General features: G+C 44.5%; 24 protein-coding genes. 9 read left to right on the top strand and 15 right to left on the bottom strand.

From position 1 onward, the window contains the following. Positions 1–84 precede the first annotated feature (84 nt). The gene (yyaC, locus tag ACE1TF_RS16730) at positions 85–741 is read left to right on the top strand and encodes a spore protease YyaC (RefSeq protein ID WP_375018472.1); all 657 of its coding nucleotides are present in this window, start codon (positions 85–87) and stop codon (positions 739–741) included. 78 nt (positions 742–819) lie between these two features. Here the strand turns inward: yyaC and ACE1TF_RS16725 are convergent, their stop codons facing one another. Then, positions 820–2,193 carry an aminotransferase family protein gene (locus ACE1TF_RS16725; protein WP_375018470.1) on the bottom strand — a complete coding sequence of 458 codons (1,374 nt, stop codon included), beginning with the start codon at positions 2,191–2,193 and terminating at the stop codon, positions 820–822. A gap of 137 nt (positions 2,194–2,330) precedes the next feature. Then, positions 2,331–3,014: a YczE/YyaS/YitT family protein gene (locus ACE1TF_RS16720; protein ID WP_375018468.1), complete on the bottom strand. Its 684-nt coding sequence runs from the start codon at positions 3,012–3,014 to the stop codon at positions 2,331–2,333. Positions 3,015–3,190: 176 nt separating this feature from the next. Here ACE1TF_RS16720 and ACE1TF_RS16715 point away from each other — a divergent pair, with 176 nt between their 5' ends. Beyond that, the gene (locus ACE1TF_RS16715; RefSeq protein WP_152549083.1) at positions 3,191–3,571 is read left to right on the top strand and encodes a DUF5391 family protein; all 381 of its coding nucleotides are present in this window, start codon (positions 3,191–3,193) and stop codon (positions 3,569–3,571) included. A 19-nt stretch (positions 3,572–3,590) separates the two neighbouring features. Here the strand turns inward: ACE1TF_RS16715 and ACE1TF_RS16710 are convergent, their stop codons facing one another. From ACE1TF_RS16710 to rpmH, 13 genes are all read right to left on the bottom strand, one after another. Next, positions 3,591–3,815, bottom strand: coding sequence for a hypothetical protein (locus ACE1TF_RS16710; protein WP_375018466.1), 225 nt, complete (start codon positions 3,813–3,815; stop codon positions 3,591–3,593). A 25-nt stretch (positions 3,816–3,840) separates the two neighbouring features. Continuing rightward, the gene (locus ACE1TF_RS16705) at positions 3,841–4,149 is read right to left on the bottom strand and encodes a hypothetical protein (RefSeq protein ID WP_375018464.1); all 309 of its coding nucleotides are present in this window, start codon (positions 4,147–4,149) and stop codon (positions 3,841–3,843) included. An 82-nt stretch (positions 4,150–4,231) separates the two neighbouring features. After that, positions 4,232–4,936 carry a DUF554 domain-containing protein gene (locus ACE1TF_RS16700; protein ID WP_042402290.1) on the bottom strand — a complete coding sequence of 235 codons (705 nt, stop codon included), beginning with the start codon at positions 4,934–4,936 and terminating at the stop codon, positions 4,232–4,234. A gap of 26 nt (positions 4,937–4,962) precedes the next feature. Continuing rightward, positions 4,963–5,814, bottom strand: coding sequence for a ParB/RepB/Spo0J family partition protein (locus tag ACE1TF_RS16695; protein ID WP_375018462.1), 852 nt, complete (start codon positions 5,812–5,814; stop codon positions 4,963–4,965). Continuing rightward, a complete protein-coding gene (locus tag ACE1TF_RS16690) occupies positions 5,807–6,568 on the bottom strand; it encodes a ParA family protein (RefSeq protein ID WP_042402336.1) in 762 nt (253 codons plus the stop codon). Before ACE1TF_RS16690 ends, ACE1TF_RS16695 begins: the two co-directional genes overlap by 8 nt. 108 nt (positions 6,569–6,676) lie before the next feature. Further along, positions 6,677–7,552, bottom strand: coding sequence for a nucleoid occlusion protein (gene noc / locus ACE1TF_RS16685; RefSeq protein WP_042402287.1), 876 nt, complete (start codon positions 7,550–7,552; stop codon positions 6,677–6,679). An 86-nt stretch (positions 7,553–7,638) separates the two neighbouring features. Then, positions 7,639–8,349, bottom strand: coding sequence for a 16S rRNA (guanine(527)-N(7))-methyltransferase RsmG (rsmG, locus tag ACE1TF_RS16680; protein ID WP_375018459.1), 711 nt, complete (start codon positions 8,347–8,349; stop codon positions 7,639–7,641). A 66-nt stretch (positions 8,350–8,415) separates the two neighbouring features. Then, positions 8,416–10,299 (bottom strand): tRNA uridine-5-carboxymethylaminomethyl(34) synthesis enzyme MnmG, encoded by a 1,884-nt coding sequence (gene mnmG, locus ACE1TF_RS16675; protein ID WP_375018457.1) that lies wholly within the window; start codon positions 10,297–10,299, stop codon positions 8,416–8,418. Between the two features lie 15 nt (positions 10,300–10,314). Beyond that, complete coding sequence (gene mnmE / locus ACE1TF_RS16670; RefSeq protein ID WP_375018455.1) at positions 10,315–11,691, bottom strand: tRNA uridine-5-carboxymethylaminomethyl(34) synthesis GTPase MnmE; 1,377 nt, start codon at positions 11,689–11,691, stop codon at positions 10,315–10,317. Between the two features lie 631 nt (positions 11,692–12,322). After that, on the bottom strand, positions 12,323–12,946 hold the full coding sequence (jag, locus tag ACE1TF_RS16665) for an RNA-binding cell elongation regulator Jag/EloR (protein ID WP_375018453.1): 624 nt from the start codon (positions 12,944–12,946) through the stop codon (positions 12,323–12,325). Positions 12,947–12,948: 2 nt separating this feature from the next. Next, on the bottom strand, positions 12,949–13,716 hold the full coding sequence (gene spoIIIJ, locus ACE1TF_RS16660; RefSeq protein WP_375018451.1) for a YidC family membrane integrase SpoIIIJ: 768 nt from the start codon (positions 13,714–13,716) through the stop codon (positions 12,949–12,951). Between the two features lie 69 nt (positions 13,717–13,785). Then, positions 13,786–14,130, bottom strand: coding sequence for a ribonuclease P protein component (gene rnpA / locus ACE1TF_RS16655; protein ID WP_042402282.1), 345 nt, complete (start codon positions 14,128–14,130; stop codon positions 13,786–13,788). An 84-nt stretch (positions 14,131–14,214) separates the two neighbouring features. Continuing rightward, positions 14,215–14,352, bottom strand: coding sequence for a 50S ribosomal protein L34 (gene rpmH / locus ACE1TF_RS16650; protein ID WP_042358041.1), 138 nt, complete (start codon positions 14,350–14,352; stop codon positions 14,215–14,217). A 698-nt stretch (positions 14,353–15,050) separates the two neighbouring features. On the opposite strand from rpmH, the gene dnaA reads away from it, so the two are divergent. The 7 genes from dnaA to gyrA all read left to right on the top strand — a co-directional run bounded on the left by dnaA (position 15,051) and on the right by gyrA (position 24,200). Continuing rightward, on the top strand, positions 15,051–16,421 hold the full coding sequence (gene dnaA, locus ACE1TF_RS16645; RefSeq protein WP_042402278.1) for a chromosomal replication initiator protein DnaA: 1,371 nt from the start codon (positions 15,051–15,053) through the stop codon (positions 16,419–16,421). 198 nt (positions 16,422–16,619) lie between these two features. Next, positions 16,620–17,759, top strand: a complete 1,140-nt coding sequence (gene dnaN / locus ACE1TF_RS16640; RefSeq protein ID WP_042402275.1) for a DNA polymerase III subunit beta — start codon at positions 16,620–16,622, stop codon at positions 17,757–17,759. Between the two features lie 182 nt (positions 17,760–17,941). Further along, the gene (gene yaaA / locus ACE1TF_RS16635) at positions 17,942–18,172 is read left to right on the top strand and encodes a S4 domain-containing protein YaaA (RefSeq protein ID WP_375018447.1); all 231 of its coding nucleotides are present in this window, start codon (positions 17,942–17,944) and stop codon (positions 18,170–18,172) included. Positions 18,173–18,191: 19 nt separating this feature from the next. Then, positions 18,192–19,310, top strand: coding sequence for a DNA replication/repair protein RecF (gene recF / locus ACE1TF_RS16630; protein WP_375018445.1), 1,119 nt, complete (start codon positions 18,192–18,194; stop codon positions 19,308–19,310). A 43-nt stretch (positions 19,311–19,353) separates the two neighbouring features. Then, positions 19,354–19,623 (top strand): extracellular matrix regulator RemB, encoded by a 270-nt coding sequence (gene remB / locus ACE1TF_RS16625; protein ID WP_375018443.1) that lies wholly within the window; start codon positions 19,354–19,356, stop codon positions 19,621–19,623. A gap of 115 nt (positions 19,624–19,738) precedes the next feature. Next, positions 19,739–21,652: a DNA topoisomerase (ATP-hydrolyzing) subunit B gene (gyrB, locus tag ACE1TF_RS16620; protein WP_375018441.1), complete on the top strand. Its 1,914-nt coding sequence runs from the start codon at positions 19,739–19,741 to the stop codon at positions 21,650–21,652. A 40-nt stretch (positions 21,653–21,692) separates the two neighbouring features. Further along, a complete protein-coding gene (gyrA, locus tag ACE1TF_RS16615) occupies positions 21,693–24,200 on the top strand; it encodes a DNA gyrase subunit A (RefSeq protein ID WP_375018439.1) in 2,508 nt (835 codons plus the stop codon). The last annotated feature ends 257 nt before the right edge of the window (positions 24,201–24,457 follow it).

Raw genomic sequence — 24,457 nt, 5'->3', positions numbered from 1 at the left:
GCCTTCTCTCCCTTACAGAAGCACAAGTATAGACTTCTAAAAAAACTCCTATACTGGGACTAGTATGTTGAAGGAGGGGAAGGTATGTCCATCAAGCTCTCTTTTTTCAAAGAAAAATCATTTCATCATCACTATTATATTGAGCAGCAAGACCGAAGCGATCAACTGGCTGAACACGTTTACGAACAGTTGCAACGCTCTCCGCAAAAGAACCACATTGTCTTTATCTGCATCGGTACAGACCGTTCCACCGGTGACGCATTCGGACCGTTAGTCGGCACGATCATTCATGAAAATAGTTCCAAGCGGATGACGGTCTATGGAACATTGCAAAACCCCGTCCATGCGCTAAACCTTGAGGAGACACTAAAGGAAATCAAACTGCTCCATCACGGCGCCCTCGTCATTGCCATTGACGCAAGCATGGGCAGGTCAGATAGTGTTGGCCGGGTGACCTTTGCTTCGGGGCCCGTTCGCCCGGGAAGTGCTGTCAAAAAGGTGTTGCCTACTGCAGGAGACATGCACATAACAGGGACGGTCAATGTGGGGGGGATGATGGAATTTGTTATTCTACAAAATACACGTTTGCATTTTGTCATGCAAATGGCAGAGTGGACCGCTGAAGGGATTCTAAAAGCCGATCGACTTCTTAACAGTCATTCAACGATGAGGCGTTCTCGCACGTGCCCGTTGCCCGTACATGGGGAATCTCTTACTGCCCCGACCAAAGAATTGCATTAGCGATCTCCTCTCAACGCTACGTGAAGTCAAAAACAAGACCCATTCGCGAAGAACGAATGGGCCTTGTTTTTCATATTGTTAAAGGCTGCTTTCAAAAGCGGTAAGTCCAGCGTCTAGGCGATCGATAAGTTCATCGATTTCTGGTTCCGTAATAATTAAAGGCGGCGCCATCGGAATGATATTCACGCCATTTCCGCCTGATGTACGTAGAAGCAATCCCCGATCAAAACATGCTTGATACACACGTTCTGCAGCATTTTCATTCGGATCAAAACGCTCGAATGACTTTGAGTCTTTGAATAGTTCAATAGAGCGGAGCAATCCCATTCCTCGGGTTAAACCTACAGTCGAATGAGCGGTGACGATTTGCTCAAGTCGATCCGCTAACACTTTGCCCATCTCATCCGCCCGCTCGACGAGGCCTTCACGTTCAATGATTTCGATATTTTTTAATCCGACCGCACAAGCAGTAGGATGACCACTATACGTGAAACCGTGAGCGAGTACCCCGTCAAAATTCGCGATTTCTTTTTGGATCGTATCGTGGATCAAGACACCACCAAGCTGTGCATACCCACTCGTAATCCCTTTTGCAACACTTAGAAAATCAGGAGTCACGTCCCAATGTTCAACCGCAAACATTTTGCCTGTTCTACCAAAGCCACAAATCACTTCATCAGCAATCAAATGAATATCGAACTCATCGCACAACTTCCGGACCGCCTCAAGATATCCTGCAGGGGGAACATAAATGCCACCCGCCCCTTGGATCGGTTCCAAAATGACAGCAGCTACAGTGTCTGCGCCTTCCCTTTCAACAATGCCACGAATGCTTTGTTCATAATGGTCAGCAGAAGTGTTTCCCCGCTCACAATCAGTGAGGTGAGGTAGCGCATGAAACATCCCGTTCATGTATGATCCCGAAAACGAATGGAATGCTGGTAAATGTGTCGCCGACTGTGCCCCTACCGTTACCCCGTGATATGAGCGCTCTAGCGAAATAATCTTCTTCTTTTCGGGTTTGCCTACTTGTTCCCAATAAAAACGCGACAGTTTAAACGCGGTATCGTTCGATTCTGAACCTCCAGAAGTGTAAAATACACTGTTTAATTTATCTGGGGCGATATTAGCAAGCTCCTCTGACAATTCGATTGCAGCCGGATTTGAATATCCTTTGAAGGAGCTCGCATAGGCAAGCGTAGACATTTGCTCGTAAGAAACATTTGCAAGCTCTTCATTTCCATGGCCAATATGAACGTTCCAAAGGCTAGAGAGGCCATCCATGTAACGTTTCCCTTCAATATCTTCCACATAAATACCTTTGCCTCGTTTAAGTACAATTGAAGCACCTGATTTTGCTTGTTGTTTCGGATTCGAGGTTGGATGAAGAAAATGCTTTTGGTCTTTTTTCAAAAGTTCTTTCTGTTGGTCTTTCGCCGCTTTCTGTGCCATCCCAATTCACTCCCAAAGTTTCGAAAAGTTAGAATTCAATTACACTACCCATAAGTGTAGCATCCTTTTTCCCGAAAGGATAGTAATGAAATCGCTTACAAATTAGACAAAAAACTACACCGTCGTTCGCTGTAGTTTTACGCAGTAAATGTATGTGGATGTTGGCGAGCAACTGCATCATTTTCCCAAACTTGTACTCTAGAACGCCAAAACTCTAGCGATGCCTGCATGACCGGGCCGATTAAAAAGACAGACAGAAATGTACCGAATGCAACCGGACCACCAATGAGCCAGCCAATGAGGAGCGCAAGCATCTCAAGTTTTGTCCGAACGCGTCGAACGGACCAACCGGTCCTTGAAGCAACCGCTAATGTAACCCCGTCACGTGGACCCGCACCGAGGCGAGATGAGACATACATGCCGGAGCCTAAACCAATAACAACAATGCCTAGAAATAACATAATCACCGATTGCCACGTTGCATTGAATAATTCTTGCAATGGGAGTAACAGCCATAAATCTAAAAACATACCGACAAGGATGATGTTTAAAAGACTACCGATTTGCGGCCACTCCCTCTCCAACCAACAAGCAATGGCAATCATAAATAGTCCGACAATCTGTACCCAAGCACCGATCGATAAAGGGGTCAAATTGGCAAGACCTATATGCAACACATCCCACGTCGCTGTTCCCATCGTTGATTGAATCATTAGGTTGCCACCAAAGGCCATGACCATTAAGCCAATAATGAACAAACTTATACGTTTCATAAAGTAACGCACACCAAACGTGCGATAGTCATTGATGATTTTCCCCATACTACTCCTTCTTTCTATTGAAAAGCCACACCGAGGGCGAACCTTGTATGTTATCAAGGATATATCCGAGTAAGTATACGCCTCTAGACTGATTTTTTCAATGACTTAGCTCCGCCCCTGGACGAATGGAAAAAAGAAAGAAATCTTAATATAATGAACATAAGGAGCTGATCAGCATGCAATCAACAACAAACCTAACACTTGTATCATTATTTCTCTTTATTACCCTTACCGTTGCCGCGACGTTAACCCCTTTAGCGGCTTATGGGCCGAACGCCAATCAATTCGGAGACTGGGGCATGTGGTCAGCCATCCTCATGATTACCTTTCTGTATGCGCTGCTACTCATCCCGTATCGCCTCGGTGTATTGCCGATGAAACACGTTATGAGTATCGCTGCCGGTTTCGGGATATTCTTCAACGCGGTTATGTTCTTCTTCATGTTATCCGCAAGCACCGTGCTAGGTGTGTGGGCGATGACAACCGTCATCTTTTTGACGATTGCCGTCTGTTTCATTTGCGTAAATATTTATTGGTATGTCGTCGCTTACCGCTAGAAAACGTCTCTCTACGAAGCTAAGATTTGTTACGAAAGACCTCATACACCAATAATCCGAGCCCAGATGCAAATACGATGCTTGCGACAACGATGTGCACAGGGAAAGCGTTCCACATCGAGGAATAGATCATCTCCGTAATATCCACACCGCCGCCTGAAGCAATCGCCGTCGTAATAAACGTTCCGATAAAGAGAATCGTGGCAACAATCATTAATGTTGATCCAAAAATCGCTTTTGCCATAGAATTACCCCCTCCTTAATCCCCTTTACCCTTCTTTGAATATGAAAAATCTGGTAATGAGGAGGGGGGAATTCTTCAGCGCTTCGGTGTCGATTATGTGCACTCTTTTGTCGAATGCGTGCGCTCCGATGTCGAAAGCGTGCACTCTCGTGGCGAATGCGTGCACTCCGATGGCGAAAACGTGCTCTTCTTTGTCGATTACGTGCACTTCCGTGTCGAAAACGTGCTCTTCTGTGTCGATTATGTGCACTTCCGTGGCGAAAGCGTGCACTTCTGTGTCGATTATGTGCACTCCGGTGGCGAAAGCGTACACTTTCTTGTCAATTACCTGCACTCCGGCACACCCCCGATCTTATCTTTAATCCAAAACAAAACCACCCATACAAAGCTCTATGGGTGGTTTCGTTTGACCCCGTCTACAATACATATACGAGCATCACGAGCAGAAATACGATCGGCAATGCTGGCAGTAGGTTAGCGACTTTGATATGCAAGATGCCAAGAATTTTTAAACCGATGGCGATAATCATAATGCCGCCGACAGCAGTCATTTCAATGATAAATTCATCGAGCATTGCTGTTGGGACGATTTGATCGATCTGACCTGCAAGTAATGCAATCCCTCCTTGGTACAAAACGACGGGAACGAGTGAAAATAGGACGCCAATGCCGAAAATGGAGGAGAAAAGCACAGCGGTGAATCCGTCTAGCATCGCTTTCGTATAAAGCAAGCTATGATCTAAACGCAACCCGCTGTCGAGGGCGCCTAGAATGGCCATGGCACCAACAACGTAAACGAGAGAAGCCGTGACGAAGCCTTTCGCGAACTGAGATTCTCCGCCGCCGCTTCCGACACGTTTCTCAAGCCACGTTCCCACATCGTTAAGACGCTCCTCTATGCGCATCCATTCGCCTAAAAGTGCGCCGAGCGCTAATGAAGCAACCGTGATTAGAAACTGTTCTCCCTCTAAAGACATCGATATGCCTAGGGCGATGACGGCAAGACCAAGCGCCTGCATGACCGTCGTTTTTATTCGTTCTGGAATTCGTTTTAAAAGTAAACCGAGCAGCGATCCGAATAGAATCGCCGCTCCATTTACAAGTGTTCCAAGCAATACCATGTGTGGCTCCTAACCTACAAAACCCATTATTCACCGTCCTCTTGTTGGTCGAGGAGAGAAAGAATCCGGTCCAAATCTTCATCTGATAAAAATTCAATTTCGATTTTGCCTTTACGTTTCCCTTTTTTGATTTGTACAGATGTTCCGAAATACGTTTGGAGTAGATGCTCTTGTTCCCGAATGAATATCGGTTTTGCTTTTTCTTTTGTTCGCTTTGGTTTATTGTTCCGCTCATTCATCTCTTGAACGAGTTGTTCCGTTTGTCTAACGTTTAACTGACGATCGATGACCATATAAGCCGCCTCAGGCATCTGTTCCTCATGATTGATGCCGAGCAAAGCCCGTCCATGACCCATCGATAACCGTTGCTCAGAAATCTCGGTTTGCACGACTTCAGGGAGCTGTAACAGGCGCAGGTGATTCGCAACATGTGGACGGCTTTTGCCGACCTTTTTTGCAAGCTGCTCCTGAGTAATTTTTAAATGTTTTTGTAGTTTCTCATAAGCCATAGCCTCTTCAAGCGGGTTTAAGTCTTCACGCTGCAAATTCTCTATAAGGGCAATTTCCATCATTTCTTTGTCATCGAGTGTTTTCACAATGACGGGAACCTCATCTAGCCCTGCATGTTTGGCTGCGCGATACCGGCGTTCTCCTGCGATGATATCGTACCCTTTAATGCTTTTTCGTACGAGCAAAGGTTGCAAGATCCCATGTTCATCAATTGACTGGGCAAGCTCTTCAATGGCATGATCATCAAACGTTTTACGGGGCTGATACGGGTTCGGACGCATTTCTTTAAGAGCAATTGTTTGCACATCGTCTCCTTTGCTTTCATCAGGAAAATACGCATTCAATCCTCTGCCCAATCCTTTAGGCACCAGTAACCACTTCCTTTGCCAGTTCTAAATACACATCCGCTCCTCGCGACTTTGGATCGTAAAGAACGATCGGCATCCCGTGACTCGGTGCTTCACCGAGACGAACACTGCGGGGAACGATGGTTTTAAATACTTTATCTCTAAAGTACTTCTTCACCTCTTCAATCACTTGGATCCCGAGGTTTGTTCTCGCATCCAACATCGTTAATAAAACGCCTTCAATTTCAAGGTGCGTATTCAGATGCTTTTGAACGAGGCGAACGGTATTTAACAACTGACTTAACCCTTCCAAGGCATAGTATTCACATTGTACAGGGATCAATACGGCATCCGCTGCAGTCAACGCATTAATCGTCAATAGTCCAAGTGAAGGGGGGCAATCAATAATAATATAGTCAAACTGATCATTAACCGCTGCGAGTCCTTTTTTCAGACGCACTTCACGTGAAATCGTCGGAACGAGTTCAATTTCTGCTCCCGAAAGTTGGATCGTAGCCGGAACAACGGAAAGATTTTCAACAGCTGTTGAATAAATGATTGTGTTTACGTCTACATCATCGACGAGAAGATTGTATACGCACTGGTCCACATCACCTTTCTCGATTCCTGTCCCACTCGTTGCATTTCCTTGTGGATCAATATCAACTAACAGTACACGCTTTCCTATGTATGCCAAACAAGCACTTAAATTCACAGAGCTGGTCGTTTTGCCGACGCCGCCTTTTTGATTCGCGATGGCAATAACTTTCGCCAATTCGCACACAACCTTTCCCCTAAGCTGCCTAGTTGTTTGTGTCACAATTCTCCTTCTCTTATTCTAGCACTCCATCAAAAAAAATCTATCATGTATTCTCATGATAGATCATTTCTTCGGGATACGAATCGTAAATTGGTAGTAATCGTCGTGTTCTTCTTCCGAACTATCGACACTCATTCCTGATTTCTCAACCATTGATAGTGACTCACGAATCGTATTCATTGCGATGCGCATATCTTTAGGGAAATGTTGTTTTCTAGCCTTTTTCTTTTCTTTTGCTGGTTGTTCTTCTTGTTCTCGTTCTTCAAGCAGACGAAGGGCCGCTTCTTCTGTAGCTTTTACATTGTAATCGTGTTCAATGATTTCTAGAAGCAAGTCCTGCTGTAACTGCTCGTCTTTCAACCGAATGAGTGCGCGGGCATGCCGTTCACTAATTTGTCGATTCAATAGCGCAGTTTGCACTTCTTCTGGTAAAGATAACAGTCGCAATTTGTTGGCAATGGTCGATTGCCCTTTTCCTAGGCGCTGAGCAAGACTTTCTTGCGTGAGCGTATGCCATTCAATCAACTGTTTATATGCTCTTGCTTCTTCGATCACGGTCAACTCTTCGCGCTGCAAGTTTTCAATAAGCGCTAGCGAGGCTGTCTGTGCATCATTAAACTCTTTAATAATTGCCGGAACTTCCGTCCATTCTAGCTGCTTTACTGCACGCAAACGGCGCTCTCCAGCAATTAATTCATATTGTCCGTCCCGAATGCGTACGACGATCGGTTGAAGAATGCCGTGCGTGTGAATCGTCCGGGCAAGCTCTTCGATTTTCTCTGTATCAAAGATTGTTCGAGGTTGGAACGGATTGGGCACGATGTCAGAAACCGGGATCAAACGGACTTCTTCATGGTTTTCGCCGTCTTTATCCGTTTTTAATTCACTGTTTTTAGAATCCTCACCAAAACCGAAAATACGCTGAAAAGAACTTTTCACCGTCTCCCCCCCTCATTGCTACTCATACTGCGTTTATTTTACCATGCCGTAAAGAAATGTTCACACGTTTTATGTCGAAGCAGTCATTACATGAGCGGTTTCTTAGTAATTGTGCCGGCTTTTCGGGGATATGTGTCAGGGGTAGCATCCCTTTTTCCTACGACATAAATCCTTCTCTCGCTCGCCTCTGTAGGAAGTTCAAAATAATGATTGTCAGAGACCGTGCCTTGTAGTCGCTTAATCGCAACTTCTGCTTCTTCCCGCTCTTCTTCGCCACCTTTTCCTTTCATGGCAATCCAAACCCCTTGAGGTTTCACAAACGGTAAACAATATTCTGCAAGTACGGGCATTCTGGCGACTGCCCGTGCAATGGCAACATCGTACTGATCGCGATGATTATCGTCACGAGCGGCGTCTTCTGCCCGGCTATGAATGGGGTGAACATTATCGAGCTCTAACACTTTGGCTACATGGGTTAAAAATTGGATGCGCTTGTTTGATGCGTCAAGAATCGTCACATCAAGATGAGGGTAGGCAATTTTTAAGGGGATACTCGGAAACCCTGCTCCACCACCAACATCAATCATTCGTTGAACCGACGTAAAATCGTAGCAGTTCGCTGCAAGTAACGAGTCAAAGAAATGCTTTTCATACGCATCTTCTTTATCCGTAATTCTCGTCAAGTTCATTTTTTCATTCCATTCGACTAACGTATCGTAATACGTTTCGAATTGTTTTATTTGATCATGCGTTAGCGCAACATCAATCTCTTTTAGCCATTGCTTAAACACTCTCATCGATTGTCCTCCATTCATTATGATAAACATGCAGATCGTCATCTGAACAACGATCTGCATTTCTTGTTAGGATGACTGCTTTTGTCTACCTTGCTCTAAAAAGACGAGCAAGATCGATACATCTGCAGGATTCACACCAGATACACGAGACGCTTGCCCAACGGACAACGGGCGAACTTCTTTGAGCTTCGTTCTTGCCTCCGTCGCGAGCCCTTGGATGTCATCATAATTAACCCAATCTGGAATACGTTTACGCTCCATCTTTTTAAGACGATCCACTTGTTCAAGCTGCTTTGCAATATATCCTTCATATTTCGTCTGAATCTCGACTTGCTCTTTTTCTTCAGCGTCCAACTCAGGCGTTTCTTGCAACATGTCTTCGATATCTGCATATGTGAGCTGCGGACGCTTAAGAAGATGGGTTGCTGATAACGCTTCTTTCATCACCGCTGACCCTTTTTTCTCTAACACACGTTGTACATGATCGCTCGGTTTAATGATCGTTTTGTTCAAACGTTTACGCTCATTAGCGACCGCTTGCTTTTTCTTTTCCAGTTTATCAAAACGTTGCTTTGTTACGAGCCCAATATCAAACCCAAGTTCAGTCAGGCGTAAATCTGCATTATCATGACGAAGAAGCAGACGATACTCCGCTCTTGATGTAAGCAATCGGTACGGCTCGTTCGTGCCTTTCGTGACGAGGTCATCGATGAGAACGCCAATATACGCATCCGCACGTCCCAAAATAATACCTTCTTTATTTTGTACGCGCCGTGCAGCGTTTATGCCTGCCATTAATCCTTGCCCAGCCGCTTCCTCATACCCGGAAGTACCATTAATTTGCCCAGCTGTAAATAACCCTGGAATCATTTTCGTTTCAAGCGTTGGCCACAGTTGCGTCGGAACGATGGCATCATATTCAATCGCATAGCCCGGTCGCATCATTTTCGCGTTCTCTAACCCGCTAATCGTTTTTAACATATCATACTGGACATCTTCTGGTAACGACGTCGAAAGTCCTTGTACATACACTTCATTCGTGTTTCGACCTTCAGGTTCTAAAAAGATTTGATGCTTATCTTTGTCGTGGAACCGAACTATCTTGTCTTCAATCGACGGACAATATCTCGGGCCGGTTCCTTCAATCATGCCAGAATACATCGGTGAACGAGTAAGGTTGTCATTAATATACCCGTGGGTCGTATCATTTGTATACGTTAACCAACACGGCAATTGGTCGGTAATTACATCAACCGTCTCATAAGAAAAAGACCGTGGCAAATCGTCTCCAGGTTGAATTTCCGTCTTGGAATAATCAATAGAATCCCCGTTCACACGTGGTGGTGTGCCCGTCTTAAAACGAACCATATCAAATCCTAGCTCTTGAAGATGATGAGACAACTCTACTGAAGGTTGCATGTTATTCGGACCACTATCATACGCCAAGTCTCCGATAATAATTTTCCCTCGTAAATACGTGCCTGTCGTAACAATGACGGCCTGGGCGCGGTAGTGTGCGCCTGTGTTCGTCACGACACCTTTACATTCGCCATCCTCAATAATTAGACGTTCAACGAGCCCTTGACGAAGCGTCAAATTTTCCGTGTTTTCTAGCGTTTTCTTCATCTCATGCTGATACTCAAACTTATCCGCTTGGGCGCGCAAAGCACGAACAGCTGGGCCTTTCCCCGTGTTCAGCATTCTCATTTGAATATACGTTTGGTCAATGTTTCGTGCCATTTCGCCGCCTAGCGCATCAATTTCGCGAACGACGATCCCCTTTGCCGGGCCACCAACCGAAGGATTGCAAGGCATATATGCAACTGCATCCAAATTCAATGTGAGCATGAGTGTGTTTGCACCCATTCTAGCAGCAGCGAGTCCCGACTCCGCCCCTGCATGACCAGCACCAATGACAATTACGTCATAATTTCCGTGTTCAAATGCCATCGTTTTCTCCTCCTTTTATTTTCCTAAACAAAACTGTGAAAACAGTTGATCAATCAATTGGTCAGGCGCAGTCTCTCCAACAATTTCGCCGAGTTGTTCCCACGCCCTCGTAACGTCTATTTGTACCATGTCAATCGGCATGCCATCTTCAGCAGACGTTAATGCTTCATGAATGGATGTCTTTGCTTGATGTAGCAAAGCAATGTGCCGAGTATTGGATACATAATTCATGTCAATCGCCTCAACTCCTTGCTCAAAAAACAAGGAACCAATTGCTTCTTCAAGCGCACTAACACCCTCTTCTTGCAATAATGCCGTGCGCACGATTGGCCGGTTCGGCACTAACTGTTGCAAACGTTCTTCGTCAATTTTCTTTGGCAAATCGGTTTTGTTTAAAACGACGATCACATCAAAATCAATACTCGCTTCAATGAGCGCTTCGTCTTCTTTAGTGAGCGGCTCATTCGCATTAAAGACGAGCAGGATCAACTCCGCATCTTGCAATGCTTGACGTGAACGTTCGACACCGATTTTTTCTACAGTATCTTCCGTATCGCGAATCCCTGCTGTATCGATTAGTCTGAGCGGTACCCCGTTCACATTCACATATTCTTCGAGCACATCCCGGGTCGTTCCAGGAATATCAGTCACAATCGCTTTAGCGTCTTGGACAAGTGTATTTAAAAGTGAGGATTTCCCGACGTTCGGACGTCCGATAATCGCCGTTGCTAACCCTTCACGTAGTATCTTTCCTTGTTTTGCTGTCTTGAGTAGTTTATCAATCTCAACATCCACGGCTTGGATTTGTGTATATAAAGAAGTCAATGTCACATCGTCGGCATCATACTCCGGATAATCAATGTTCACTTCTACACTCGCAATTCCTTCAAGTAACTGTTGACGAAGGTGTTTAATTTCTCGAGCTAAACGCCCTTCAAGCTGTTTCATCGCCACAGACATTGCTCGGTCTGTCTTTGCACGGATCATGTCCATAACGCCTTCTGCCTGTGACAAGTCAATTCTACCATTTAAGAACGCACGTTTTGTGAACTCACCTGGTTCAGCGAGTCGTGCTCCTTCAGCCAACACATGCTGCAATACCCGATCGGCAGAAACTACGCCCCCGTGGACGTTAATTTCAATCATATCTTCTTTCGTAAATGTTCTCGGCGCATGCAATACCGACACCATCACTTCTTCAATGACTTCTTCACGCGTTGGGTGAACGAGATGGCCATAATTAATCGTATGGGTGTCCACGTCTTGAAGCGCTGTTTTGCCTCGATATAAACGGTCGCCAATTTTCATGGCACCGTCTCCGCTCAGGCGAATAATCGCAATCGCACCCTCACCAGGAGGAGTCGAAATCGCCGCTATTGTATCCCATTCCATCATTTCTACCTCCGATACGATTCACTTCACATCTCCTTAGGATAACACATGAAAAAAGATCAAACCATTGTTGTGTGGACAACTTTGTGACGCTTGTTTTTTCCACATGTGGATATTCCCACCTTTCCTCTTTTCGTTTTATCCACAACTCGCGAAGTTCAGACATGTAAACGGTCGCTAGTACACATTCGGGCATTTATCAACCACGGGGACCGGCGGAGATAAGCTCCTAAAATCGAGTAGGAGGGGGTAATTAACCCCCGACCTCTCACACCACCGAACGGATTGATGCGCTTATACTTTGGGCTTCCCATGGTAGACTTACAGCTATCGCCCCGCTCATGGTGCCAACAACACCTGGGCGCGAGTCGCGCCGAACCGATACCGGTTTCGTTTCGGTCCCGCTGGGACCGACAGGTTGTTAGCATTGAATCTGCGCTCCAGTTGGAACAAACTGCGCAGGAGTTTAGCGAAATGAGCGCTGAAATCGTTAAACTACAGAACGAGTAAACTAGCACGAAAAATGGCACCGCGCTACCCCTCTAACCCAACACCCAACAGCGCAAATAAGGAAAATTTTAAGTTCATCCCCCATAGATTGCATCAAAAAAACCACTGATCGCAACTAAGATCAGTGGTTTTTTGGGGCGATAACAATATGACGTCGTGGTTCCTTCCCATCAGAGAAGGTTTCAATAGCTCGATCTTTTTGTAATGTCTGGTGAATGAGCTTTCGCTCTTTCGCTTGCATCGGTTCGAGCGTTACTTTTCGTTTCGTTCGTTTCGCCTTTTCTGCAAGCCTAAATGCAAGCTGTTCTAACGTTTTCTGGCGACGTTCGCGGTAATTCTCTGCATCCAATTCAATGCGATAAAAGCGATCCGCATGACGATTCGCTGCTAAGTTGGTCAAATACTGTAATGATTCAAGTGTCTGCCCACGCTTACCAATCGTAATGCCAACGTCTTCACCTTCAAGATTAAATCGTGCTTCATTCTCTTTTAATTGATGAATATCAATTGTCAGGTCGACTTGCATACATTCTAAAATCGTTGAAAGGAACGAACGCGCTTCTTCAATAGGATCCGGTTTAACCGTGATTTCTAAAATTGCCGGTTTGCTAAAAAGATTTAAAAACCCTTTTTTCGGTGACTGGATTTCAACGTATTCGACTCGTTCACGACTGACCTGTAGTTGTGTAAGCCCGTTATCTAACGCTTCTTCAACCGTCTTTCCTGACACCGAAATGGTTTTCATGACTATTTAGCTCCTCCCGGATTCTTTTTTTCGTCTTTACGTTTTTGCGCACCTGGTCCAGTAATAAAGTACGTTTGTGCAATCATGAAAATGTTACCGACTACCCAGTACAGTGCGAGTGCTGATGGGAAGAAGAAAGCAAAAACCCCGATCATGATCGGCATCATGTATAGCAAAATTTGCATTTGTGGGTTCATGTTGTTTACCATCATCATCTTCTGCTGTAAGAAGGTCGTCACAGCTGCAATGATTGGCAAAATAAAATCGGGTTCACCAAGCTGGAACCATAAAAAATCGTGCTCTCGAATTTCATACGTACGCATAATTGCGTGATAAAATGCAATGAGAATCGGCATTTGTATGAATAGAGGCAAACAACCGGCGAGCGGATTAATGCTGTTTTCTGTAAACAAGCTCATCGTTTCTTGCTGCAACTTTTGCTGCGTCTTTTGATCTTTGGCGCTATACTTCTCTCTTAATTTCAGCAATTCAGGTTGAATTTCCTGCATCGCCTTCGTACTTTTTGTCTGCTTAATCATAAGTGGCAGAATCAAGATTCTTAAAATAAGCGTAACGACAATAATCGCAAGTCCATAGTTTTGCCCCGTCGCTTCAGCAATGTTTACCATTAGCCAATAGAGGGGAAAAACAAAGAAGGTATCCCAAATGCCTTCTGGGTTGCCATCCATCGGTTGATCAAGGCTGAAACACCCCGTCATTAATGCGGTTACAGCTATTAGAATCGCTGCCAGTGATAATTTCTTTCGCAACGCGTACATCCTCCTTGGTGAATACTCTATCCTTAAAGATATAGAGAAACGGACTCGGTTTCAATGGTGTTAACATTTTCTCCATACTTCTGCTCGTTTAAGTACGTGCTTTAGACTTTTACCAGCAGCCTCATAATCCATACTCAAAAGCGCTTTTCTTGCAATAAGAACGTAATCTTTATCTTGTTCAATTTGGTCTGCATGCGCTCTCATAAGTTCCCTCATCCAGCGCTTCAAATAATTTCTAGTGACTGCATTCCCAACTTTTCTTCCTACGGTGAAACCGACGCGAAAATGCTGTTGGTCCGGCTTGTCTAGCACGTAAATGACGAACTGACGATTCGCGGCTGTCTTTCCATGCTTAAAAATCGCAGCAAACTCTTCTTGATCTTTAATTCGATAGGCTTTTTTCATAAAATCTCTTAAACCTCATTTAGTCAATATATGTACAATGGTCTCACTCAAATGAGAAAAAAGACCACTGAAGCGACAGTGGCCTTATGCAGAAAGAACTTTACGTCCTTTTTGACGTCTACGCTTTAGTACGAGACGACCGTTTTTCGTGCTCATGCGAGAACGAAAACCATGAACTTTCTTCCGCTTACGATTATTCGGTTGAAATGTTTTCTTTGACATCGCAAGCCACCTCCTCAAATCAATCCATATTCAGGCATTCTAAAAAAGTATACAGACAGATCCACTCATCTGTCAATACCGCACGTAAATTCTTCTTCGCAATTCACTTTGCTTGATTTCTTTTCCATCTTCATCCACACGCATTGATTCGACATTTTTCCTAAAAACATAAGGATTTTCGACAGTTATCCACACAGCCATTTTCAGAATGTGGGTGGTCTCGATTTTTATCGACACACTCATCGACAGGTTGTCCACATATCCCATGTTGTGGAAAATGAAACAAAAATCCTCACTGGATGGTGTGGATAACTTTATTATTACCCGTTGAAGCCCCTCTTTATTTTTGATATGATTAACATGTTTTCTTGAAAACTTAACCGAACGAAATTCGTTCATCCACAGCCTGTGTATATCTATGTGGATAAAGTCCACAGGTTCTTTATACTGTTGTCCACACGCCAGTGCATATTGTGAAGAACTGTTGAAACTACTCGAATGACTAGAGATTTTGCATGTGGACGAAACGTATCTTAAGCATGTAGAATCAGAAAGCTTCCTTACTTCAAAACAAGTGATGAGTAGGAAGCTTTTTCACACGAACGAAAGGGTACCTCCCTTTTCTAGTTTGAATGAGCGATATATAGATTGTGTAGAGAGGCTATACCAAAGTACGTAAAAGGAGGGGGCCGTTACCATTGGAGCACTTGACAGATCTTTGGGAAAAGACACTGTTAACCGTTAAAGAACGGGTTAGCAAGCCTAGTTATGAAACATGGCTAAAAGCAACGGAGCCATTGGAGCTGAAAGAAGACACCTTGCTCATTGCTGCACCGAACGAATTCGCTAAAGATTGGTTAGAAGATCGTTATTCCGTCATTATTGCCAGTACTGTTGAAGAAATTACAGGTTCTAAATATGATGTGAAGTTTGTGATTCCACAAGAGCGGGTGTATGACACTACGCCAGACAGTCAAGCCACTCAATCAGAAAAAGATACAAAAAAAGACATGACGCAACAACAGCGCCAAATCGTACAACGTGAAGATGCGCCGCTTAATGACAAATATACGTTTAATACGTTTGTTATTGGATCAGGAAACCGGTTTGCTCATGCAGCCTCACTCGCCGTCGCAGAAGCACCGGCTAAAGCGTACAATCCGTTGTTTATCTACGGGGGCGTTGGTTTGGGGAAGACCCACCTTATGCACGCCATTGGACATTACGTGATTGAACATAACCCTGGAGCTCGCGTCGTTTATTTATCTTCTGAGAAATTTACGAATGAGTTTATTAATGCCATTCGCGACAACCGCGGCGACAATTTCCGTAATAAATATCGAAATGTCGACGTGCTTCTTATTGATGATATTCAATTTTTAGCGGGAAAAGAACAAACACAAGAAGAATTTTTCCACACGTTCAATGCGCTTCATGAAGATTCCAAGCAAATTGTCATCTCAAGTGATCGACCGCCAAAAGAGATTCCAACACTAGAAGACCGCCTGAGATCCCGCTTTGAATGGGGATTAATTACCGACATTACACCGCCTGATCTTGAAACAAGAATTGCGATACTCCGTAAAAAAGCAAAAGCTGACATGCTCGATATTCCAAATGAAGTGATGCTCTATATCGCCAATCAAATTGATACGAACATCCGAGAGCTAGAAGGCGCACTCATCCGTGTTGTGGCGTACTCATCCTTAATTAATGAAGATATGAATGCGGATTTAGCTGCAGAGGCGTTGAAAGATATCATTCCAAGTGCAAAGCCTAGAACAATCGGGATCGAAGACATTCAGTCACACGTTGCTGCATATTTCCAGTTAAAGATCGAGGAGTTAACGGCTAAAAAACGAACGAAGTCCATCGCCCATGCTCGGCAAATTGCTATGTATTTATCACGAGAAATGACGGACTTCTCACTGCCGAAAATTGGTGAGAAATTTGGCGGTCGAGACCACACGACAGTCATCCATGCGCATGAAAAGATTACGAAGTTGTTTGCAGAAGATACTCACGTCCAAGCACAAATTAACGAGATTACCGAAAAAATCAAGCAATGAGCGTGTGAATAAGTGCTCTTATTTATACGAAGTTATACACAGTTCATCCACACGCTCTAAACGTTGATATGTATAGGTTTTACTAGCTTATCCACATCTTTCACAGCATATACTACTACTACGATTTAAAAATCTATATAATTATTACAGCTTTTAGCTGTCTATTCCTGAAATTAATGGCACACGGGGAGATGAATTATGCACCTGACCATCGATACAAATACATTTGTGACTGCGGTTCAATATGTAAGTAAAGCTGTATCTTCCAGAACAACGATACAAATTCTTACAGGAATTAAAATCGTTGCGACACAAGAAGGCGTCACATTAACTGGAAGTGACTCTGATATTTCGATTGAAACCTTTATTCCTCTCGGGGATGAAGAACGAGAATATATGACGGTTCATGAAGAAGGTCAACTCGTCCTTCAAGAGAAATATTTCACTGATATCGTTAAAAAAATGCCTGGAGAATCCCTTACCTTGCAAAAGGACGGACAAATGGCTGCAACCATCCAATCGAACGCGGTCGTATTCAACTTGAATGGCTACGATCCAGACGATTATCCAAGGTTGCCAGAACTACCCGAAGACAACCGCTTGACATTGCCCCAACACCTGCTAAAAGACATGATTCGTCAAACCGTTTTTGCTGTTTCCTCTCAAGAAACGAGGCCGGTGTTAACGGGAGTTAATTTCGATGTTGAGAACCAACAACTTACGGCTACAGCGACAGATAGCCACCGCTTAGCGATGCGCAGTGCAACTGTAGATACGAGTGATGAGTTAGATTTTACAAATGTGATCATTCCTGGAAAGAGTCTTGTTGAATTGAGCAGGATCTTAAAAGACGATGAGACCCCGGTCACTGTCGTGTTAGAAAAGACACAAGTATTGTTTAAGATGGAAAATCTGTTATTTTACTCACGTCTCTTAGACGGCAAGTTCCCGCTCACAAACAATATGATTCCTCAATCGGGAAAGATGACGTTGACGTTATCCACAAAACCATTGAATCAAGCGCTTGATCGTGCCATGCTGTTATCACGAGAAGCAAAAAATAATGTTATCCACATGAGGATAAGTTCTGACGGTGATGTCGAAATTACATCCGTTTCTGCTGAAGTTGGGAAAGTGAAAGAGCAATTAACCGCAGAAATGATGGATGGAGAAGAATTACGTATCGCCTTTAACGGGAAGAATATCTCTGATGCATTAAAGGTGATCGACAGCGAATCGATCTCGATTATGTTTACCGGTTCAATGAGTCCATTCGTCATTCGGCCGACGGACCATAACCAAATGACTCATCTCTTTTCACCCGTACGTACGAACTAATCGAGAGCTCTTTAAGAACAGAACTTGTTCTTTTAGAGCTTTTATTTGTTTGGATGTTTGTGCAGATGGACCTCATTTCGAGAAATCTCTTAAATTTTTTGGCGCTCGAAGATAATTTCTAGTAAAATAAAGATTGGATGCGAATGTTCGAATAGAGATCGCAACCGAGAAAGGTGTAGACCATGACAGAGAAAGTGACGATACAGACTGAATACATTACCTTAGGGCAGCTCTTAAAACAGGGAGGCGTCGTTGGTACAGGAGGAATGGTGAAGATGATTCTTGCTGAGTACGATGTGCGTGTGAACGGAGAACCTGAAGAGCGCAGAGGGAGAAAGTTATATCCCGGTGATCTCGTCCAAGTAGAAGATGCGGGGTCTTTTGTCGTCGCTCACACCGATGATGGCGCCTAAATGAGAAGGAGCATAAACTGTGTTTGTACGTGAATTGTCAGTGAGCGGCTATCGGAATCTCGACACACATACTCTTCTCTTTGATGATTCCGTCATCCTTTTTCTCGGTGAAAATGCACAAGGGAAAACGAATATTTTAGAAACCTTATATGTGCTAGGTTTTGCGAAATCTCATCGAACATCTAAAGATCGTGAATTAATTGCTTGGGGGGAAGAGTACGCACGGATCCACGGAGCAGTGGAGAAACGTGTCGGACCACTCACACTTGATGTTCAGTTCTCCGGGCAAGGAAAACGCGCAAAGATCAACCATCTTGAACAGCGTCGTCTTAGTGAATACATCGGTGCGTTAAATGTGGTGATGTTTGCTCCTGAAGATTTGAATCTTGTAAAGGGCGGACCAAAGCAACGGAGACGTTTTATTGACATGGAAATTGGGCAGATTAGTAATGTTTACCTTCACGATTTATCCCAGTACCATAAAACGTTGAAACAAAGAAACCAACTGTTAAAAGATTTTTGGCGTGCCAAATCTCCAGATCACGTCATGTTGGATGTGCTTACGGAGCAACTGGCTACAGTCGCAGCGAAAGTCGTTCATCGCCGATTAGCGTTTATTCGTCAGCTTGAATCTTGGGCAAAAGAGATTCATGAACAAATTAGCCGAAACCTTGAACAACTGCAGCTCCAGTACGAAGCATCTGCAGATGTGGATGGCGACTTGAGTTTGACACAATTGCAAGAGGCGTATACGAATCAGTACGTGCAGAAGAAAGATCAAGAGATCCGCAGAGGGCTTAGCCTCGTCGGCCCTCATCGGGAAGATGTTTTAATCTATGTAAACGACCGGGACGTTGGCACATATGGCTCACAAGGCCAACAACGAACCGCGGCTCTATCTTTAAAGCTAGCAGAGATAGAACTGATTACTGAAGCGACTGGGGACCCGCCGATATTGCTATTGGACGATGTGCTGAGTGAGCTTGATGACCACCGGCAGTCACATCTCCTGAATGCGATCCAAGGCAAAGTCCAAACATTCGTAACGACGACGAATGTTTCTGGGATTGAACATCATACGTTGCAACAAGCAAAGAGGTACGACGTGCAAAATGGACGCATTTCTTTGCTTGATTAAATAAACGAACATATATGGATTGTGTAAAAGTGAGGTGGTTGATTTGTTCCTACATCTTGGTGGCTATGCGGTGATTCAATCAAAAGATGTTGTTGCAATCTTGAATTACGACGAAAAAGATACGTCTTTGCATACCGATAATTTTTTGGCTCACGTGCCAAAAGAAGATGTCGTACACATTAGTGAAGAGGGGACAAAGTCGGTTGTCATCACAGATACAAAAGTCTTCTACTCACCCATATCGTCGGTGACATTGAAGCGACGGGCAGTGCAAGGACACGATTCCTTGCATGAGGAAGATGATCCCGTCTAATTTTCTTTTTTGAGTGGTGTGATCGTTACCGTCATGTGCCAATAGCAACAAAATGACAGGGCATGTCTCTATAGACTTGCCCCCTGAATACCTGACAGAAGCGAAGGTGAATAGATTGTCGATTGAACACTCTTATGATGCTAGTCAAATTCAAGTTCTCGAAGGGCTTGATCCAGTTCGTAAACGACCGGGAATGTATATAGGTTCTACAGGTCCAAGAGGTTTGCATCATCTCGTATGGGAAATCGTTGATAATAGCATCGACGAAGCCATGGCTGGATATGCGGATGAGATTAATATTGTGCTAGAGAAAGATAACAGCATTACTGTGACCGATAATGGCCGTGGAATTCCTGTAGATACGCAAGAAAAAACCGGCCGACCAGCTTTAGAAGTTATTATGACGGTCTTGCATGCGGGCGGAAAATTTGGTGCCGGAGGGTACAAAGTGTCTGGTGGCCTTCACGGTGTAGGCGCGTCTGTTGTAAACGCGTTATCAGAACATCTTGAAGTTCATGTGTACAGAAACGGGCAAATTCACTATCAAGATTATCGGAAAGGCCAACCACAAGGGGACATTTCTGTGATTGGAGAAACGGAACTGACAGGTACGCGTGTTCATTTCAAGCCGGACCCGTCGATTTTCACAGAGTCAACCGTTTATGAAGCAGAAATACTGCAAACACGGATTCGAGAACTGGCGTTTCTGAACAAAGGATTAAGCATTATTTTTACCGATGAGCGTGATGAAGAACCATCTCAGAAGAAGTATTACTATGAAGGCGGAATTCGCTCATTTGTAGAGTATATAAATCGTTCCAAAGAGCCTCTACATGATCCGCCGATCTTCATTGAAAGCGAGCAAGACGGCATGAGTGTCGAAATCGCCGTTCAATACAACGACAGTTTTACGAGCAGTATTTACTCGTTTGCCAATAACATCAATACACACGAAGGTGGAACGCACGAGTCAGGGTTTAAAACGGCACTCACCCGTGTGATTAACAATTATGCAAGACAGAACCAACTGTTTAAAGAAAATGATCCGAACCTTGTTGGTGAGGACGTTCGGGAAGGTTTAACAGCAATTATTTCTGTCAAAATCCCCGATCCACAATTCGAAGGTCAGACGAAGACGAAACTTGGAAATAGTGAAGCAAGAACAATTACTGATCAACAGTTCAGCACATTGTTCGCACGTTTTCTTGCAGAAAACCCGGACACAGCCCGGCTCATTGTTGAGAAAGGGATAACAGCTTCAAGAGCGAGAGAAGCCGCGAAAAAAGCACGTGACCTTACGCGTCGAAAAAGTGCACTCGATGTCGGTGCCTTGCCTGGTAAGCTTGCCGACTGCTCCTCAAGGGATGCAGCCATTAGTGAACTGTATATCGTTGAGGGTGATTCAGCTGGTGGATCCGCGAAAATGGGACGAGATCGTCATTTTCAAGCGATTCTCCCGTTACGAGGGAAGATTCTAAACGTCGAGAAAGCAAGATTAGATAAGATCCTTGCCAACAATGAGATTCGAACGATAATTACGGCATTAGGAACAGGAATTGCCGATGAATTTGATATTGAAAAAGCAAGATACCATAAAATTATGCTCATGACTGATGCAGATGTCGATGGTGCGCATATTCGTACCCTCATCCTAACGTTTTTCTATCGTTTCATGCGCCCGCTTATTGAAAAAGGCTACGTGTATATCGCACAACCTCCTTTGTTCCAGATCAAACAAGGGAAAAAGATTACGTATGTACATTCTGATAAAGAACTAGCTGATACGCTTCATGAGTGGCCAGAAACACCAAAGCCTGATGTTCAACGGTATAAGGGTCTTGGAGAGATGAACGCAGAACAGTTATGGGAAACAACGATGGACCCAGAAGTACGTACACTTCTTCAAGTGACGTTAGAAGACGCTATGCTCGCGGATCAAGTGTTTGAAACATTGATGGGTGATCGTGTAGAACCACGTCGTGAATTTATCCAAGAAAATGCGGAATACGTGAAGAACTTGGACGTGTAACGAACATTTCGCAGTGTTCTAAGAAATTGGAGGTAAGAGGATGGCAGACCAAGAATCAAGAATTCATGAAATTAACATTAGCCAAGAGATGCAAACATCATTTCTTGACTATGCAATGAGTGTCATTGTCAGCCGTGCCCTGCCAGATGTTCGTGACGGGATGAAACCCGTTCATCGACGTATTTTGTACGCTATGAATGAACTCGGCATGACGCCAGATAAAGCATACAAGAAGTCAGCAAGAATTGTCGGGGATGTGATTGGTAAGTACCACCCTCACGGTGATTCAGCGGTGTATGAGACGATGGTTCGTATGGCACAAGACTTCAGCTACCGCTATATGCTTGTTGATGGACACGGAAACTTCGGTTCAGTAGATGGGGACTCTGCTGCAGCCATGCGGTATACCGAGGCGAAAATGTCGAAGATCTCGATGGAACTCGTCCGGGACATTAAAAAAGATACGATTGACTACCAAGATAATTACGACGGGGCTGAACGTGAACCCGTTGTCTTACCTGCGCGATTCCCGAACTTGCTCGTGAACGGTGCATCAGGAATTGCTGTAGGAATGGCAACGAACATCCCCCCTCATCAGCTTGGAGAAGTCATTGACGGCTTACTTGCTTATAGCCATAATAAAGAGATTACGATACAAGAACTGATGGACTATATCCCAGGACCTGACTTCCCAACAGCAGGTTTAATTATGGGGCGCAGTGGAATCCGAAAGGCGTACCAAACCGGGCGCGGATCCATTACTTTGAGGGCGAACGTTCATATTGACCAAAAAGCGAACGGCAAAGAAGAAATTATTGTGACTGAGCTTCCGTATCAAGTGAACAAAGCACGCCTTGTTGAAAAAATTGCTGAACTTGTTCGTGAGAAGAAGATTGAAGGCATTACGGATTTACGCGATGAGTCTGCTCGTCAAGGGATGAGAATTGTCATAGAGGTTCGAAAAGACGCCAATGCGAACGTATTGCTAAATAACTTGTACAAGTTAACGGCATTACAAACGACGTTTGGCGTTAACTTGCTTGCGCTTGTAAATGGGCAACCGAAAGTGCTTAACCTTAAACAAACACTAGAACACTACTTAGACCATCAAGTCGAAGTGATCCGCCGCCGGACGCAATTTGATTTGAACAAAGCGGAAGCACGTGCCCATATTCTTGAAGGTCTTCGAATTGCACTTGACCATATTGATGAGATTATTGCCCTCATTCGTGCTTCTGAAACGGCCGACATTGCGCGCAACGGCTTGATGGAGAACTATGAGTTGTCCCACGAACAAGCACAAGCCATTCTTGATATGCGCTTGCAACGTTTAACTGGTCTTGAGCGAGATAAAATTGAGAATGAGTACAATGAGTTGCTCGCTCGTATTCAAGAGCTACGAGCCATTCTTGCTGACGATGAGAAAGTGCTCGACCTTATTCGCGAAGAATTGCTTGAAGTGAAAGAGCGTTTTAACGACGAACGACGCACAGCGATTCATGCGAGTGAAAATGTGCTTGAAGATGAGGATCTCATTCCGCAACAGAACGTTGTTATTACAGTAACGCATGAAGGATATATTAAACGGCTGCCAATTACGACGTACAAAAGTCAGCGTCGTGGTGGACGAGGTATTCAAGGAATGGGAACGAACGACGGGGACTTCGTCGAGCATCTGTTCACGACGAATTCGCACCGCACGATTCTCTTCTTTACGAATAAAGGGAAAGTGTATCGTCTCAAAGGCTATGAAATTCCTGACCTTTCGCGAACGGCGAAAGGCATTCCGATCATCAACCTTTTGCAAATTGAAAAAGGGGAAGAGATCAGTACGGTCATTCCAATCGATGAATTCAGTGATGACAAGTACCTGTTCTTCTTGACGAAAAGAGGGATTTCCAAACGCACGCCACTGTCTGCATACGCGAACATTCGAAAAGGCGGGCTGTTTGCAATCAATCTTCGTGACGATGATGAATTGCACGGTGTACGTCTAACAGATGGCCAAAGTGATGTGATCATTGGCACGCAAAAAGCAATGGCGATTCGTTTCCAAGAAGATGATGTGCGTTCAATGGGCCGGACAGCAGGTGGTGTGAAAGCCATCTCATTAGATCATGATGATCAAGTTGTCGGTATGGACATCGTGAAGGCTGGTCAGAAAGTGCTCATTGTGTCCAATAAGGGTTACGGAAAACGCACAAACGAAGACGAATTCCGCATCCAAAATCGGGGTGGTAAAGGTCTTCGAGCGTCAACGTTGACGGACCGCACCGGACACATTGTGTCTCTACGAGTCATTGATGATGACTTCGATTTAATGCTGATCACAATTAAAGGCGTGCTCATTCGCATAAAGTCGGATGAGATATCCACACTCGGTCGTTATGCACAAGGAGTAACACTGATCCGTGTTAGTGATGACGAAGAAGTTTCTACTGTCGCTCCAATTGAAGTCGATGAAGACGAAGACATCGATGGCGAAGAGGAAGAAGCACCGGCTGAAGAAGTAGAAAATGCAGAAGAAGATCCAACAGAAGAAGAATAGATTAAAACGGACGCTCTTATTATTGGAGAGCGTCCGTTTTTTGTGTATTGTTTGCGCTGGTGGATGTTGGGTAGGAGAGGTAGCGCGGTGCTGGGTGTCATTTTGCGCGCTAGTTTGCCTAGTTAAACGATTTCGGCGCTCATTCCGCTAAACTCCTGCGCAGTTTGTTCCAACTGGAGCGCAGAAATGCCCATATGCGAGTACCCTGTCGGCGCGGTCCGCGCCGACAGCTTGTGAGTACTTCGGGGCGGGGATGT

It is taken from the genome of Geomicrobium sp. JSM 1781026 (assembly GCF_041949955.1).
In the GTDB taxonomy this organism is placed as follows: Bacteria; Bacillota; Bacilli; order Bacillales; family Marinococcaceae; genus Geomicrobium_A.
This window is presented reverse-complemented; position numbering and strand designations above follow the sequence as displayed.

What these genes read in the sequence shown, in the direction of transcription:
- ACE1TF_RS16715 (WP_152549083.1), top strand. Translation starts at nt 3,191, where the DNA reads ATGCAATCAACAACAAACCTAACACTTGTATCATTATTTCTCTTTATT.
- rpmH (WP_042358041.1), bottom strand. Translation starts at nt 14,352, where the DNA reads ATGTCAAAGAAAACATTTCAACCGAATAATCGTAAGCGGAAGAAAGTT.
- mnmG (WP_375018457.1), bottom strand. Translation starts at nt 10,299, where the DNA reads ATGGCATTTGAACACGGAAATTATGACGTAATTGTCATTGGTGCTGGT.
- dnaN (WP_042402275.1), top strand. Translation starts at nt 16,620, where the DNA reads ATGCACCTGACCATCGATACAAATACATTTGTGACTGCGGTTCAATAT.
- yaaA (WP_375018447.1), top strand. Translation starts at nt 17,942, where the DNA reads ATGACAGAGAAAGTGACGATACAGACTGAATACATTACCTTAGGGCAG.
- jag (WP_375018453.1), bottom strand. Translation starts at nt 12,946, where the DNA reads ATGAAAACCATTTCGGTGTCAGGAAAGACGGTTGAAGAAGCGTTAGAT.
- yyaC (WP_375018472.1), top strand. Translation starts at nt 85, where the DNA reads ATGTCCATCAAGCTCTCTTTTTTCAAAGAAAAATCATTTCATCATCAC.
- ACE1TF_RS16725 (WP_375018470.1), bottom strand. Translation starts at nt 2,193, where the DNA reads ATGGCACAGAAAGCGGCGAAAGACCAACAGAAAGAACTTTTGAAAAAA.
- ACE1TF_RS16710 (WP_375018466.1), bottom strand. Translation starts at nt 3,815, where the DNA reads ATGGCAAAAGCGATTTTTGGATCAACATTAATGATTGTTGCCACGATT.
- rnpA (WP_042402282.1), bottom strand. Translation starts at nt 14,130, where the DNA reads ATGAAAAAAGCCTATCGAATTAAAGATCAAGAAGAGTTTGCTGCGATT.
- rsmG (WP_375018459.1), bottom strand. Translation starts at nt 8,349, where the DNA reads ATGAGAGTGTTTAAGCAATGGCTAAAAGAGATTGATGTTGCGCTAACG.
- ACE1TF_RS16700 (WP_042402290.1), bottom strand. Translation starts at nt 4,936, where the DNA reads ATGGTATTGCTTGGAACACTTGTAAATGGAGCGGCGATTCTATTCGGA.
- mnmE (WP_375018455.1), bottom strand. Translation starts at nt 11,691, where the DNA reads ATGGAATGGGATACAATAGCGGCGATTTCGACTCCTCCTGGTGAGGGT.
- gyrA (WP_375018439.1), top strand. Translation starts at nt 21,693, where the DNA reads ATGGCAGACCAAGAATCAAGAATTCATGAAATTAACATTAGCCAAGAG.
- ACE1TF_RS16720 (WP_375018468.1), bottom strand. Translation starts at nt 3,014, where the DNA reads ATGGGGAAAATCATCAATGACTATCGCACGTTTGGTGTGCGTTACTTT.